Below are 13,355 nucleotides of genomic sequence, written 5' to 3' on the forward strand. Positions count from 1 at the left end.
GCCATCGACGCCTTCGGCCGACCGGCCTCGCGGGGTCGGCCGACGGTTTCCGGTCGCAGCGACGGGCCGGGCCTGCAGTCCGACGTTGGTCTTCGTGCCGGTCCCGGAGGCGCTGGTGGAGCGTGGTGTCGGGGCGGTGAAGTGGTCCCAGCCGTCCCGGATCGAGGTTGAGGTTCGGCATGGTCAGGCCGTTACCGCTCGCAGAATTCGCCTCCTGGTCGTCGGTGAGATCGCCGGCCTCGACGCGCTGGAGCGCGGCGCCCGGATGGAGCACCTGGTCGCGAAGGCCGGCGACAAGGTCTCCGACCTCACCGGCCGGCTCGGCGCCCGACACGTCACGGCAGGCGGAGGTGTGCTGTCGAAGTTCCGGGCCACACTGGCCAACCGCTGCTGGCTCCGTGCCAACGGTTGGCGTGTGTGCATTCCTCCAAGGGGGACTGGGGAGGCAGACGGTCTCGACCGTGAGGCTCGCGTTCACGATCTGCACGGCGGCCGACAAGGCCCGCGATTCGTCGTGTTCGGCAGGTGGGGAGGGAGGAGAATCCAGGTATGGCCGAAGTTGTCCGGGAGCCTCTGCTGATCTTCGACGGTGACTGTGCGTTGTGCACAGCCTGGGTGGCGTGGGCGAAGCGCCATCCGGGGGCGGCCCGGTCGTCCGGCGGGTGGGAGGCCGTTGCGTACCAGTTCGCCGATCTGACGTCGCTGGACGACCGTGCGGGTGGATGGGGTGTGGTGACGGCGTCGCGTGTCCAGCACGGTCCGCTCTGGCTCACTCCACCAGGCGAAGTGCATGGCGGCGTGCAGGCCGTGGCCCGCCTGTTGATGCGCGCGGGCGGCGTGTGGTCGTACGCGGGCGGTCTGCTGGCACTGCCGCCGGTCGGACTGCTCGTACGCACTCTGACCCTGCCGGTCATCAGGCGCTGGCACCCGACGCGCACCGGCGGAGCACCCTGATCCCCGAAAGCTGCTTGACGACGGCTGACGTGGCGTTGCGGCCTCCGCGGGTGCGGTCACTGTTCGTGTCCGGGGGTGGGCTGCCGGGTTGCAGGGCTCGGTCCCCGGGGGGAATCCGTATAGCCCGACCTAAGGGTCGGTGGCCGGGGCAGGCGTGTGCCCGACCACCGTGCAGCGACTCGAAGGTGAGTGGAACGATGAGCAAGGTGCAGGAATCGATCGACGTGGACGTGCCGGTCACCGCCGCGTACGTCCAGTGGACGCAGTTCGAGGAATTCCCGATGTTCATGGACGGCGTCGAGGAGATCACCCAGATCGACGACCGGCACAACCACTGGAAGACGAATATAGCCGGGGTGTCCCGGGAGTTCGACACCGAGATCGTCGACCAGGTCCCGGACGACCATGTCGCCTGGCGTACCACCAGCGGTGACGTGAGGCAGACCGGTATGGTGCGGTTCGAGCCGATCGACGCCACGCACACCCGGGTGCTGATGGAGATGGACTTCCAGCCGGAGGGCATGGCCGAGAAGGCCGCCGGCAGGCGGGACCTCCGGCTGACCCACTCTGTCAGGGCCGTGTTCTGGCCGGCGGCTCCCTGGGCGCGGAGGGCCTCGGCGGCCACACGCAGGAGGTGTTGCCCCGTGACTTCGTGGGGGGTCATCGGGAGTGCCCGGGGTCGGGCCGGTGCACCGTTCAGTACCGCGCCCGGTCGGTGTCCGGTCGGCTGCGCGGGGCGGGCGGTGCTCTAGCGCCATGGTTCCATCGCCCCGGCCAGGGAGCGGCGGGTGCGGAACAGCCTGCCGCGTACGGTCTGTTCGCTGATGCCGAGGGTTCGTGCGATCTCGTCGTAGTGCATGCCGTGCAGTTCGCGCAGGATCCAGCACGCCCGCCGGCCGGGGTCGAGGCCGGCCAGCGCGTGGACGAGTGCGCGTGTTGCGGCACGGGTCTCGGCGACCTGCTCCGGCGTTCCGAGCGCGGGGAGGGCTGCGGGTTCGGGCCGGATGTCCAGGGCGACGGGGGGAACGGGACGGCTGCGCAGGAGGCTCAGGCAGCGGTTGGTGACGATGCGGTGGAGCCAGGTGCGGAACGCGGCATCGCCGCGGAAGTCCGGCAGTCGCCTCCAAGCGCTGAGCAGGGACTCCTGGACCATGTCCTCGGCGTCCTGCCGGTTGCCGGTCAGCTGCCGGGCGAGGGTGAGGAGGGCGGCGTTGTGGCGGCCTACCAGGACGGCGAAGGCGCCGTCGTCCCCTTCCGCCGCGCGGACCGCGAGGAGCTGGTCGCTGACGGGGCCGGTGCCGGCCGGGCGGGCTGTGGTGGGCGGTGACGGGAAGCGCCCGGGTGCGGCCGGGCGGCCGTGTCGGACGTGGGTCGGGGGAGGCCCCTCGCGGAACCCGGAGGTGGTCCGGGTCGGTGCTGTGCTCATCCTGCGGTCCGGTCGCCGATTCTCTGTGCCCTCCTTGTCCCGTCTGTCCGCAATTCGGGCAGATATGCGAAGAGTGTGAGGATTTCGGGCGGGCGGCGTCCAAGTAATCGGCGGTCCCGCGACGGGTCCGCACCGGGCGAGGTCGAGGAGGCCTGCCATGACCGACACGTCCAGCAGTTTCCCGCAGGGCGAGGCGCGCCCGGCAGACGGCCTGCAAGGTCGCGTCGGCGCGGACCGGGCGCCCGAGGAGCGGGGGAGGACGACCGTCGCGGACGGCGTCGTGGAGAAGATCGCGGGCACCGCCGCGCGGGACGTCCCCGGTGTCCACGCCCTGGGAGCCGGGATGTCCCGCACTCTGGGCGCGGTACGTGAGCGCGTTCCGGGCGGGGGACGGGCCAGCGTCAGGGGCGGGGTGAAGGTGGAGGTGGGCGAGCGCCAGGCCGCCGTCGACCTCGTCGTCGTCGTCGAGTACGGCGTCCCCATCACCGACATGGCGGGCGACGTGCGCGTCAGCGTCATCTCGGCGGTGGAGCGCCTGACCGGCCTGGAGGTCGTGGAGGTGAACATCGCCGTCGACGACGTCCACCTCCCCGAGGACGAGGACGACACGGAGAGCCGCGTCACCTGACCGTCGGCCGCCCGAGCCGACACCGCCGCCGGGACGCTGCGGCGTGATGCGGGCGACCCGGGTGGCACCGAAGAAGGAGCATGTGAGATGAGCACAGCCGCACTCGGTCTGCTCGCGGGAATGGCGCTGGGATTCGCCGGATACTTCGGCGGGTTCTGGGCCTTCCTCCTGGTCCTCGTCCTCGGGGTGGTCGGCCTCGTCGTCGGGCGCCTCCTGGAAGGCGACGTCGATGTCAGGGACTGGCGCCGGACCCGGTCCGAGGACCGGCACCGATGACCCCGCAGCCCGTCACGCCGCGCGAGCGCGGTGCCACCGTCATCCCGGACCGCGTGGTGGCCAGGATCGCCGCCCGGGCCGGCCGGGAGGCCCTCTCCGCGCGGCCGAACCGCCCGGCGCGCGCCGCACCGCCGGCCCCCGACGCCTCGGCGCACGTCCATGGCAGCTCGGCCCGCATCAGGCTGGCCGTCGAGCTGCCCTACCCGACCGACCTTGCCGCGGCCGCCCGCGAGCTTCAGCGCCAAGTGGCCCAGCGCGTGGGCCGCCTGACCGGACTTGAGGTCACCGAGGTCGCCCTCGCGATCCGCCGACTCCTTCCCGAGGGCAGCGACGGCCGTGTCGGCCGCGTCGTCTGACCCGCACCCGGCGCAGCCCCGTCAAGGAGCTGCTCCCGGCGGACCGCCGCCGGGACGAGCCACCCCCGCCGCCCGCCACCAGATCCCAGGGAGAGCCGGCATGACACACCAGCCCCCGGCCGTCTCCGACCCGGACCCCGAACCACCCGCGCCAGGCCGCCCGCCCGACGACGCACCGCCCCCCACCTCACCGCCCGGCAGGACCATCGCCGGCCCCGACCACGCAGCCCCGCGCTGGTGGTCCGAACGAAGGCTTCCCGCCGCGGCAGCAGCCCTCCTCGTCCTCGCGGCCAGCGCGTTCACGCTCTTCGACGTCGCCCGGGTGCGCACCGGCCACACCGCCGCCGCCTGGCGTAAAACCCTCGCCGACGAACTCGCAACCCGACCGATCGACGACCCCTGGGTGATCACCGGTGCGGCTGTGGCAGCCGCCCTCGGCCTGTTCCTGCTCGTCCTGGCACTCACCCCCGGACGCCGGCACCTCCTGCCCATGGCCGCCACCGCCGACCCCGACGGCCCGCGGGCCGTACTCGACCGCGACGGCGCCGCGCGACTGCTGCGCGACGCCGCCCTGCGAGTGCCGGGGGTCTCCCACGCCGACATCAGGGTGCGCCGGCGCCGGATCAACGCCCGCGCCCAGGTCACCTTCCGCGACCTGGACACGGTGCGCACCGAGGTGACCGGAGCGCTGACAGCGCAGCTTGACGCCCTCGCCCTGGCCCAGGTGCCACGGCTCACGGTCCGGGCCCGCCGACACGGCCCGTGACCGCGCTCCCGCGGCGACACAGACCCCAGTGCCACAGGAGACGACCTGATGAACTCTCACTCCGTCCTCAACCGGACTCTGCTGGCCGTGGCCGGTCTCGTCCTGCTCGGCGGCGGCCTGCTCGTGCTCACCGGCGCCCTGGACCTCTACCGGCGCTGGAACCTCGAGCCACCCGCCGACTGGCCCCTGACCAGCCCGCACGACACCATCGTCCCGGCCCAGGACCGCACCCGCTGGACGGACGAGGGCTGGTGGTGGCCCACCGTCATCGCTGCCCTGGCCATCCTCATGGCCCTGGCCCTGTGGTGGCTCCTGGCACAGCTGCGCAACCGCCACCCCGGACGCCTCCCGGTCGGCAACCCGCCCTGCGACGGCGTCGAACTGCACGACAGTGCCCTTGCCGACGCCCTCGCCGCCGACACAGCCCGACTCCCCGGCGTCCACACAGCGCACGCCAACCTGACCGGGCAGGCCGACCACCCCCACGCCACCGTCGACCTCACCCTCGAAGCGGACGCCCGCCCCCGCGACGTACTCCACGCCCTGGAAAGTACCCTGCACCGCGCCCGACAGAGCACCGGATGGGAGCACCTCCCCACCCGGGCCATGCTGCGCGTCTCCCCGCACCGTCCACACCGCGCCGAGTGACCCGCTCCGGGCGGGTGCGGGCGGTGACGGGGCATCATGACGTGTTACGCCGAGGTGGAGGGGGCCAGGGGGCGGAGGCTCGCGTTCGCCGGATGCTCGCCGGGAGCCTTGGTATCGGGGGCCGGGAGTGGTGTCTGCGTGTCCGCACTCGCGGGCGTGGGCCCCTGTCCCGGGGGTGCCCCTTGGCGAGGTGCCTGAGCCGGAAGAGGTACGGGGGCGAAGGGATGACGTCATGAACACCACCACCAAGGTTGCTCTGGCGGCTGCGGCCGTCGGCGGATATGTACTTGGACGCCTGAAGAAGGGGCGGCTCGCCTTCGCCGCCGCGACGTACATCGCCGGGCGGCGGTTTGGGCTCGATCCGCGGCAGTTCGCCACAGAGGGGCTCCGAAAGCTGGGTGAGGTGCCCCAGGTCGCGGAGCTCAGCGAGCAGGTCAAGGGGGAGCTCCTGGAGACGGGCAAGAAGGCTTTGGCCGCTGCGGCCGACCGACGAGTCGGCGAGCTTGCGGACTCCCTGCGCGAGCGCACTCTGAACATCGGCAAGCCGAAGGACGAGGAGGAGTTCGAGGAGGAGAAGCCGGAGGGCGAGAAGGAGTCCGAAGAGGACGAGGAGGAGCCCGAAGACGAGGAACGGTGGGAGAAGGCACCGGATGAGGAGGAGCCGGAGGAACCGGCGCGAAGGCATGCCGCGCGCCGTGCCGGGCATGCCTCGCGGTCGGCTCCCGAGGCAGTGCCCGGGCCCTCGCCCGAAGGCAAGTCCGCGAAGAAGGCGGCCGCCCCCGCGAAGAGGGCCCCGACTAGGAAAAACCCGGTGAAGAGCACCTCTCCGGCGAAACGGTCCGCAGGTCGCGCGGCACCGGCGAAGGCAGCGGCCAAGAAGACGCCGACGCCGTCACCGAAGGCGGCCACCCCCGCGAAGAGGGCCCCGGCCAAGCGGAAGCCGGCGAAGGCTCCGGCGGAGAAGAGTGCCGCGAAGAAGACCGCCGGCGACGCGTCCCCGACCCGTGCCCGCAGCAGGTAGGTCATGGCCACGACCGACCGTGAGCCGTTCGAGACATCGGGTTTCCGGCGCGGTGCTGTTCCTGGTCATCGCCGACGTGCGGCTCGCGGGCAGCCGGCACCCGGCTATCGCGATCACGCTGATCATCCTGTGCACGGTGGCGAGCGTGGCCCGGTACTGCGGTGCCGACACCGTCGCCGTTCGGCGGGCTGAGCGCCTGGGCGTGCCGGGCCGTGCCGTCGGTCGAGGCGGCGCGGTCCGGGGGTTGCCCTCCGGGGACTCGCCGGGTGGCACGAGGTGATCTCTCGGTCAGCGCCGCGCCGCCGGCCTCGCGCGTGGCGGGCCGGCGGCGGCGGGTCAATCCTTTCAGTCCGTTCTGGTCGTTCCGGCGCAGAGCGCCCAGATCACGAAGATGTCGATGGCGATCAGCACGATGGCCCAGAAGGGGTAGTAGGGCAGCCACAGGAAGTTGGCGATCATCCCCAGCCCGACGACGGCCACACCGACGACACGTGCCCAGACGGCACCACTGAACAGGGCCGCACCGGTCAGAACGATGAGTATGCCCAGGATGAGGTGGATCCAGCCCCAGCCGGTGGTGTTCATCTTGTAGGCGTAGTTGCGGGTGACGACGACCAGGTCGTCCTTGGCGATGGCGGCGATCCCCTCGAAAATCGCCATGGCGCCGCCGAAGATCATCAGAACGGCGGCGAAGACGGTCCAGCCGGTTGCGAACGGCCTTCGGGAAGTCTGGCCACCCGTCGGCGTTCCGCTGATGTTGCTGGCCATGTTCGGGCTCCTTCGAGAACAACCTCGCCGCCGAATCGGGCGACCTGGTCGGAGACTCCACGTCCAGGCTGCCACGGCGGAAGCCGGGCAGCACCTCCGGACTGCCCCGGTTCCCCTCGGGCCCGCCCGACGGCACCTGCGGCGGAGGTTTGCGGGATGGGCCCCGGCCGCTGCTGAGGCCCGGGGCCATGGTGGGTCCTGTCAGGCCGGCTCGTTGCCCAACGGCAAGCTCGAACGCTTCAGCCGTACCCGCTCCTCCAGTGGGCCTGCGCACAGCCGCACCGGACCGAGCAGGAAAGTGCGATGCCCGCCCCCTCAGCACCGACTCGCCGCTGTGGACACAACCGCGTTCCAAGGCCGTCCACGCCGGCCGGAGGAGTCCACCGCAACAGGCAGAACGGCTCGCCCGGCCTTGACCCGTCGAGCGGGTAGGGCGGACCGGCCCGCTGGACCGGCGATCCTGGGCGCGGGACCCCGGGGTGGGATTCCTGGGGTCCGCGGTGGCGACAGCGGAGATCCCACCGCTTGCGACGGCACTGGGCGCCGCCGCGGGCATTTTCGGCGCTTGTCCACAGCCCTGTCCGGCGGCGCCCTCGGCGTGCCCACGGCGGCCGCCGGCGCCTACGTCCCCACGACCTCTGTCGCCTTCGACATGGCCGGTGCCGCCCCGGTCGTCGGGACCTTGGGCAAGGCCGGCCAGGTCGGTGCGAAGCTCTTCGCCTACTCGCGCCAGGCTGATGTCGTCAGCGACGCCTGGAAGGACGGTTCCAAGGCCGCCCGGGCCGCCAAGGACGGTGGCTGAGGTGATGGACCGCTCCGCGCCGGCTCGTCGCCTGGACGGCAGGAGCGCCGAGGTCGTGGTCAGGAACTCCTGCCGGGGGCCCGAGCTGGGGCAGCAGATCTGGGCGGCGGCCCTGTGCGGGTACCACCTGGAGCGCCACGACCCCGGCGTGATGCCCAGCCTGGCCGGCCCACGCCTGCACTTCGTCCTTGACCCGGACCCCGCCGCGCAGCAGCGGGCCGCCTGGATGAGCCGGCCCGCACCACCAGACCGACTTGTGCAACACCTGGACATCCCTGCCGGCCCCGTGGTCGTGACGGTGCAACAGGGCCCCAGCCTGCGGCTGGCTGGCGACGACCAGGTACTCACGGTCTCTGCCAAGGCCTCCCTGCCCATGACGCCCGAACGCCAAGGCGGCCCCCACCATCAGCTCGCCGCCGGCCTGCCGGTAGATCGCGAGCGGGAGCCGTTCGTCGTGCCGGTCGCACCAGTTCGTAGGGGAACGTGTCGGCCGGTCATTCACGTGCGGGGGTGACGGTGTGTGGGAGTTGGACGCGTGAGTGCAGTCCGAGTTTCCGGTAGACGCGGGTGAGGGTCGCTTCGACCGTCTTGACGCTGACGGTGAGGGCGGCGGCGATGTCGCGGTTGCTCGCGCCGCCGGCGGCGAGTTCGGCGCAGCGTTGTTCGGCGCCGGTGAGGTGGGGGCGGGTGCTGTTGTCCGAGGGGAGGGTGTCCAGTCGGCGCAGGGTGCGCGCGGCGGCTTCGGCCCAGGGGTGTGCTTGGTGGGTGGTGAAGAGGTCGGCGGCGCTCTGGGCGGCGGTGCGGGCGCTGGCACGGCGTCGGGCGCGGCGTTCGGTGTGGCTGAGCGCCAGCAGGGTCCGGCCGCGGTCGAGGGGGAGGTGGTGGAGGTGGTCAGCCGCTTCGCCGAGGCGGTGGGCGGCGGTGTCGTAGTCGCCGCGGGCGGCTTCCAGGAGGGCCTGGGCGCGGTCGAGTCCGGGCAGGACGGAGGTTCTGCCGAGGCCGGTGGCGGTGCGGCGGGTGTCGTCCAGCAGGTCCTGGGCCTCGTCGAGGCGGCCGTGGGCGGTGAGGGTTTCGGCGAGCTCGGGGTGCCAGCGCAGGAGGGACGGGTCGCGGACCTGCTGCCGCTCCTCGAGGGCGCGCACTTCTTCCAGGGCGTCGAGGGCTTCTTTGGGGTGGCCGGTGGCCATGAGGAGGTGTCCGAGGGCGAAGAGGTTGCGGGAGAGGAAGACCTTGTTGTCCTCGTGCCGGGCGGTGTCGATGCCGCGGCGTGCGTGGGCGAGGGCGGTGTCGGTGTTCCGGGCGGCGCCTTCGATGAGGGCGGAGGTGTAGCAGGCCGGGGCCGGTGACAGGGAGGTGCGGTCGGTCAGGATCTGGGCGCGGTGGGCGTGGTCGAGGGCCCTGGTGCAGCGTCCGGCGCGCAGCTCGGCTTCGGCAAGGCTGCGCAGGATGTCCACGGTGGCTTCGGCGTCCGCCGTCCGTTCGGCTTCGACGAGCAGAGGCAGCAGCAGGGCGCGGGCCTGGTCGGGGCGGTCGTCGAAGAGGGTGTGGCGGGCGGCGAGGTGCTGGGGTGTGCCGTTGACGGGGGTGTGCGGATTGCGTGGCAGGAACAGGGCCCGGGCGAGCGTGGCCCCGGTTCCGGGGTGGCCGAGGATGCGCTGGAAGCGGGCCTGCAGGGTCAGCGCCATGGCGGTGGTGGCAGTGTCGCCCGCGGTCTCGGAGAGGGTGGCGGCCTGTTCGGCGAGGTCGCATGCCCGGTGGGGGTCGCCTTCGTTGACGTTGGCCCAGAGGGACCGGCGGATGAGGATCTGCGCGGTCAGGTCCGGGTGTCCGGCCGCCGTGTGTAGGGCGTCGGCGAACAGGTGGTCCGCGTTGTCCAGGTGCTGTCCGCTCGCGTCGATGAGGGCGATGAGGGTGTCGACGCGTCGGGCGGGGCTGCTGTCGTGCTGCAGGACGAGGCGGGCAGCGGTGCGGCCGCGGGCCAGGTCTCCGTAGTGTGCGGCGTCGCGGGCCGCGGTCAGCGCCCTTTCGGTGAGCAGGGCGGTGTCCTGGGGCGGGGTGCGCTGGGCGGCGAAGAGGGAGAGTTCGGCGGCGAGGGCGTGTTCCCCGCGCCGCCGGGCGCTCACGGCGGCGCGGGCGGCGTGCTGGGCGATGCACGGGTCGTCGGCGTCGGAGGCCAGCGCGTTGTGCCGGTCACGGCGCAGGCTGTCGTGGCTGGCTTCGGCCAGGCGTGCGTGCAGGAGCCTGCGGGCGGTGTCCGGCAGGCGGGCGGTGAGTTCGGCGCCGATGGCGGAGGCGGTGAACCGGACCGTCCCGTCGGGCTGGTCCATGTCGATGAGTCCGGCGGCCTCGGCCTCGGTCAGGAGGTGCTCGGCGGCCGGGCCGGCGAGGTGGCCGAGGAGCTTGCGGTCGGGCCGGTCGTCGAGTGCGGCGAAGGTCAGCAGTTCCTGGACTTCCCCCGACACGGTGCTCAGCCACTCGCCCACCAGCCGGCGGGCCGCCGGGGGAAGGACCGGGTCGTCCTCGGGACCCTGAGCGGTCGGCACGTCGGCGGTGCGACCGCGGTCGTCGGCGAGTGCCAGGGCCAGGGCCAGGGCCAGGGCCGGATTCCCGCCGCTGCGCGCGTGGATCCGGGTGACCTCACGTGCGGTCGGCCGGTACAGCGCGAGCAGCGCCGCAATCTGATGGTGCACCAGCGACGGTACGCGCACCACGTGCGCGTCCTCGCCGCTCCAGTGGCCTTCGGCCCCGGGCCGCCAGGTGCGCTCGGCCACGATGACGGGCAGGTCCGGGGCCAGGCGCAGGGCCCAGCGCAGGACGGCCGCGCTGGCCGCGTCCAGCCACTGGGCGTTGTCCACCACCAGCGTCAGGGGCGGGGCCTCCCGCAGGAGGGCTGTGGTCAGTCGGCGCAGTCGCAGTGCGGGACCGGAGCCGTCCGGGGAGCCGGGCTGGCCGGCGGCGTCGAGGGCCGCTGCGAGTTCCCCTGCGGCGGGCAGCGGTTGGAGGGCCAGCGCGAGTTCGAGCAGGCCGGTCCAGGAGATGCGGGCGTCCTGCGGGCCCGGGGCCAGCCGCAGCACGGGCAGGCCCGGCCGCCGCGCCAGCACCCCGGCCGTGGTGGTCTTGCCGATTCCGGGCGGACCGAACAGCACCACGCGGCGGGTGCCGGGCACGTCGTCCGGCACCACCGCCGCCACGGCGCCGGCTGCTCCCTGAATGTCGCTCAACCATGTTGCGGAGTCTCGCATCGGGCCATCGTGCGCCCTCGGGGCCACCCTGCGCCAGGACAAGGGTTTTCCCTGATTTCGGCCGTCCCCTGCCTTCCCTAGCCTCATGGCCACAGCCGAGCCACCTGCTGCCGAACGCCCCCCACCCCCCAGACGGCGTCCCGCGGTCTTCTCCCCCAACCCGGCTCGGCGGAAGGAACGTCATGCCTCGCAACAACGCCCTCGCGGCCGCCCTCACGGCCGCCCTCGCCCTGGGCACCCTGACCGTCGTGGCCACCCAGTCCACCGCTGCGGCCGGCGGTCCCTCCAGCCGACCCGGCGCCGGGTTCAGGGCGATGACCGCCGGCACGCGCGCCGAGGCGATACGCACCGCCGACCGCGAGGCCGACGCCGTCGCCGAGTCCCTCGGCTTCGGCCCCGAGGAGCGCCTGACGGCCAAGGACGTCCTGGTCGATACCGACGGCGCCCGGCACGTGCGCTACGACCGCACCTACCACGCCTTGCCCGTCATCGGTGGCGACCTGGTCGTCCACTACGGCAAGGACGGCAGGATCACCGGCTCGGACCAGGCGCACCAAGGCCCGCTCAAGGTGGCCGGCACCACGCCGAAGCTGACCGCGGCCGACGCCTCGGCCGCAGCCGTCAAGCACGCCAAGCACGTCAAGAACGCCAGGACCGACAGCCGGGACGGCAGCACCCTGGTGGTGTACGCGGTCGGCAAGGTCCCCGTGCTCGCCTATCGTTCGACCGTCACCGGCGCGGGCGAGGGCGGCCCCGCCTCGCGGGAAGCGGTGATCGTGGACGCGGGCAGCGGCGTGCCGCTCGACCAGTACGAGTTGCACCAGAGCGTCACGGGCACCGGCAACGGCGTCACCGTCGGCCAGGTCTCGATCGAGACCACCCAGTCCGGAAGCAGCTACACCCTCACCGACGCCGCGCACGGATCCACCATCGTCTACGACTCCTACAACAGCTCGCAGTCGACCCCGAAGCAGAACGCCCGTGCCTTCTCCAAGACCACCAACACCTGGGGCAGCGGCTCCACCTCGAGTCGCGAGAGTGCCGCCGTGGACGCCTCCTACGGCCTGGCGAAGACCTGGGACTTCTACAAGGACGCCTTCAACCGCTCCGGCATCCGCAACGACGGCAAGGGCGCCCCCGCTTACGTGCACGTCGACACCGGCCTGCTGAACGCCTTCTACGACGACGACTGCTTCTGCATGTTCTTCGGTGACGGCTCCTCGCAGAACAGCAACACCCCCGTCACCGCACTCGACGTGGCCGGCCACGAGATGAGCCACGGGGTCACCGCCGCCACCGCCAACCTCAACTACTCCGGCGAGTCAGGCGGTCTCAACGAGGCCAACTCCGACATCTTCGGCACCATGGTCGAGTTCTACGCCAACAACGCCGGCGACCCCGGCGACTACTACATCGGCGAGAAGCTCAACATGTCCGGCGGCTACATGCGCCGGATGGACAACCCCTCCGTCGACGGCAACAGCCTGGGCTGTTGGACCTCCAGCGCCGGGTCGGTGGACGTCCACTACTCCTCCGGCATCGGCAACCACTTCTTCTACCTGGCGGCCGAGGGCACCGGCGCGAAGACCATCGGCGGACTCTCCCACAACGGCACCACCTGCAACAGTGACACCTTCAGCGGCATCGGCAAGGACAAGGCCGCCGCTGTCTGGTACCGGGCGCTGACCACCTACATGACCTCCACCACCAACTACTCCGGCGCCCGCACCGCCACCCTCCAGGCCGCCGCCGACCTGTACGGCACGAACTCCCAGGAGCGGTACCTCGTCTCCAAGGCCTGGGCCGCCGTCAGCGTCGGCACTGCCCTGCCCGACCCGGGTACCAGCAGCCCGACCCCGAGCCCTACCTCCACCCCCACCCCCACCCCGAGCCCGACCTCCACCCCCACCTCGACCGGCAACGCACTGACCAACGGCACCTTCGAGCAGGGCACCACCGGCTGGACCCAGAGCGACGACGACATCACCAACTCCACACTGCAGGCCGCGCACGGCGGCTCCTGGTACGCCTGGATGATGGGCTACGGCACCTCCGCCGTCGAGTCCCTGTCCCAGTCGAACATCGCGGTGCCCTCCACCGGCAACCCCAAGCTCACCCTCTGGCTGCAGGTCAGCACCCAGGAGTCCGGCACCACCGCCTACGACACCCTCAAGGTCAAGGTCAACGGCACCACACTGGCCACCTACTCCAACGCCAACGCCTCCTCCGGATACGTCCAGAAGACGGTCGACCTGTCCGCCTACAAGGGCCAGAAGGTGAAGCTGGAGTTCGCGGGAACCGAGGACGCCTACCTGTCGACCGTCTTCCTGCTCGACGACGTCGCCATCGGCTGACCCACAAACCGCTCCACCCCCAGTACTCCCGCCGCCGGGACCGTTGTGGGACGGGCCCGGCGGCGGGAACTGCCGCGTTCCTCGCACGGTGCAGCGACGAAGGCGGCAGACCTG

The 13,355-nt window shown here is 72.2% G+C and carries 15 protein-coding genes; 12 read left to right on the top strand and 3 right to left on the bottom strand.

Annotation, left to right across the window (positions count from 1 at the left end):
• Window positions 1-549: 549 nt before the first annotated feature.
• Window positions 550-954 (top strand): thiol-disulfide oxidoreductase DCC family protein, encoded by a 405-nt coding sequence (locus IE329_RS01375; protein WP_190208862.1) that lies wholly within the window; start codon window positions 550-552, stop codon window positions 952-954.
• Between the two features lie 197 nt (window positions 955-1,151).
• Window positions 1,152-1,706: an SRPBCC family protein gene (locus IE329_RS01380; protein WP_190208863.1), complete on the top strand. Its 555-nt coding sequence runs from the start codon at window positions 1,152-1,154 to the stop codon at window positions 1,704-1,706.
• On the opposite strand, the gene IE329_RS01385 is transcribed toward IE329_RS01380, so the two are convergent.
• Window positions 1,703-2,380 carry an RNA polymerase sigma factor gene (locus IE329_RS01385; RefSeq protein WP_190208864.1) on the bottom strand — a complete coding sequence of 226 codons (678 nt, stop codon included), beginning with the start codon at window positions 2,378-2,380 and terminating at the stop codon, window positions 1,703-1,705. The genes IE329_RS01380 and IE329_RS01385 overlap by 4 nt on opposite strands.
• A 157-nt stretch (window positions 2,381-2,537) precedes the next feature.
• Between IE329_RS01385 and IE329_RS01390 the strand changes: the two genes are divergently transcribed.
• The 7 genes from IE329_RS01390 to IE329_RS01420 all read left to right on the top strand — a co-directional run bounded on the left by IE329_RS01390 (window position 2,538) and on the right by IE329_RS01420 (window position 6,355).
• Entirely contained in the window at window positions 2,538-3,008 is a 471-nt protein-coding gene (locus IE329_RS01390) for an Asp23/Gls24 family envelope stress response protein (protein WP_190208865.1), read from the top strand.
• An 87-nt stretch (window positions 3,009-3,095) separates the two neighbouring features.
• Window positions 3,096-3,284 (top strand): hypothetical protein, encoded by a 189-nt coding sequence (locus IE329_RS01395; RefSeq protein ID WP_190208866.1) that lies wholly within the window; start codon window positions 3,096-3,098, stop codon window positions 3,282-3,284.
• Window positions 3,281-3,640, top strand: coding sequence for an Asp23/Gls24 family envelope stress response protein (locus tag IE329_RS01400; protein WP_190208867.1), 360 nt, complete (start codon window positions 3,281-3,283; stop codon window positions 3,638-3,640). The genes IE329_RS01395 and IE329_RS01400 overlap by 4 nt, the downstream gene beginning before the upstream one ends.
• Before the next feature lie 100 nt (window positions 3,641-3,740).
• Entirely contained in the window at window positions 3,741-4,406 is a 666-nt protein-coding gene (locus tag IE329_RS01405; RefSeq protein ID WP_190208868.1) for a DUF6286 domain-containing protein, read from the top strand.
• A 48-nt stretch (window positions 4,407-4,454) separates the two neighbouring features.
• On the top strand, window positions 4,455-5,054 hold the full coding sequence (locus IE329_RS01410) for an alkaline shock response membrane anchor protein AmaP (protein WP_190208869.1): 600 nt from the start codon (window positions 4,455-4,457) through the stop codon (window positions 5,052-5,054).
• Between the two features lie 232 nt (window positions 5,055-5,286).
• A complete protein-coding gene (locus tag IE329_RS01415) occupies window positions 5,287-6,075 on the top strand; it encodes a histone protein (protein ID WP_190208870.1) in 789 nt (262 codons plus the stop codon).
• Between the two features lie 52 nt (window positions 6,076-6,127).
• On the top strand, window positions 6,128-6,355 hold the full coding sequence (locus tag IE329_RS01420; protein ID WP_190208871.1) for a hypothetical protein: 228 nt from the start codon (window positions 6,128-6,130) through the stop codon (window positions 6,353-6,355).
• Window positions 6,356-6,420: 65 nt separating this feature from the next.
• Here the strand turns inward: IE329_RS01420 and IE329_RS01425 are convergent, their stop codons facing one another.
• The gene (locus IE329_RS01425) at window positions 6,421-6,843 is read right to left on the bottom strand and encodes a DUF7144 family membrane protein (protein ID WP_190208872.1); all 423 of its coding nucleotides are present in this window, start codon (window positions 6,841-6,843) and stop codon (window positions 6,421-6,423) included.
• 565 nt (window positions 6,844-7,408) lie between these two features.
• On the opposite strand from IE329_RS01425, the gene IE329_RS01430 reads away from it, so the two are divergent.
• Window positions 7,409-7,645 carry a hypothetical protein gene (locus IE329_RS01430; RefSeq protein ID WP_190208873.1) on the top strand — a complete coding sequence of 79 codons (237 nt, stop codon included), beginning with the start codon at window positions 7,409-7,411 and terminating at the stop codon, window positions 7,643-7,645.
• Between the two features lies 1 nt (window position 7,646).
• Complete coding sequence (locus IE329_RS01435; protein WP_190208874.1) at window positions 7,647-8,159, top strand: hypothetical protein; 513 nt, start codon at window positions 7,647-7,649, stop codon at window positions 8,157-8,159.
• On the opposite strand, the gene IE329_RS41375 is transcribed toward IE329_RS01435, so the two are convergent.
• Entirely contained in the window at window positions 8,140-10,866 is a 2,727-nt protein-coding gene (locus tag IE329_RS41375; protein WP_268257244.1) for an AAA family ATPase, read from the bottom strand. The two genes, IE329_RS01435 and IE329_RS41375, sit on opposite strands and share 20 nt — an antisense overlap.
• A 203-nt stretch (window positions 10,867-11,069) precedes the next feature.
• Here IE329_RS41375 and IE329_RS01445 point away from each other — a divergent pair, with 203 nt between their 5' ends.
• The gene (locus IE329_RS01445) at window positions 11,070-13,241 is read left to right on the top strand and encodes a M4 family metallopeptidase (RefSeq protein WP_190208876.1); all 2,172 of its coding nucleotides are present in this window, start codon (window positions 11,070-11,072) and stop codon (window positions 13,239-13,241) included.
• Window positions 13,242-13,355: the final 114 nt, after the last annotated feature.

Source organism: Kitasatospora indigofera, assembly GCF_014655955.1.
GTDB lineage: Bacteria > Actinomycetota > Actinomycetes > Streptomycetales > Streptomycetaceae > Kitasatospora > Kitasatospora indigofera.

Excerpts from the sequence above, each read along its gene's own strand:
- IE329_RS01400 (WP_190208867.1), top strand. The coding sequence starts at position 3,281 with ATGACCCCGCAGCCCGTCACGCCGCGCGAGCGCGGTGCCACCGTCATC.
- IE329_RS01425 (WP_190208872.1), bottom strand. The coding sequence starts at position 6,843 with ATGGCCAGCAACATCAGCGGAACGCCGACGGGTGGCCAGACTTCCCGA.
- IE329_RS01445 (WP_190208876.1), top strand. The coding sequence starts at position 11,070 with ATGCCTCGCAACAACGCCCTCGCGGCCGCCCTCACGGCCGCCCTCGCC.
- IE329_RS01390 (WP_190208865.1), top strand. The coding sequence starts at position 2,538 with ATGACCGACACGTCCAGCAGTTTCCCGCAGGGCGAGGCGCGCCCGGCA.
- IE329_RS01405 (WP_190208868.1), top strand. The coding sequence starts at position 3,741 with ATGACACACCAGCCCCCGGCCGTCTCCGACCCGGACCCCGAACCACCC.
- IE329_RS01385 (WP_190208864.1), bottom strand. The coding sequence starts at position 2,380 with ATGAGCACAGCACCGACCCGGACCACCTCCGGGTTCCGCGAGGGGCCT.
- IE329_RS01375 (WP_190208862.1), top strand. The coding sequence starts at position 550 with ATGGCCGAAGTTGTCCGGGAGCCTCTGCTGATCTTCGACGGTGACTGT.
- IE329_RS01380 (WP_190208863.1), top strand. The coding sequence starts at position 1,152 with ATGAGCAAGGTGCAGGAATCGATCGACGTGGACGTGCCGGTCACCGCC.
- IE329_RS01410 (WP_190208869.1), top strand. The coding sequence starts at position 4,455 with ATGAACTCTCACTCCGTCCTCAACCGGACTCTGCTGGCCGTGGCCGGT.
- IE329_RS01415 (WP_190208870.1), top strand. The coding sequence starts at position 5,287 with ATGAACACCACCACCAAGGTTGCTCTGGCGGCTGCGGCCGTCGGCGGA.
- IE329_RS01395 (WP_190208866.1), top strand. The coding sequence starts at position 3,096 with ATGAGCACAGCCGCACTCGGTCTGCTCGCGGGAATGGCGCTGGGATTC.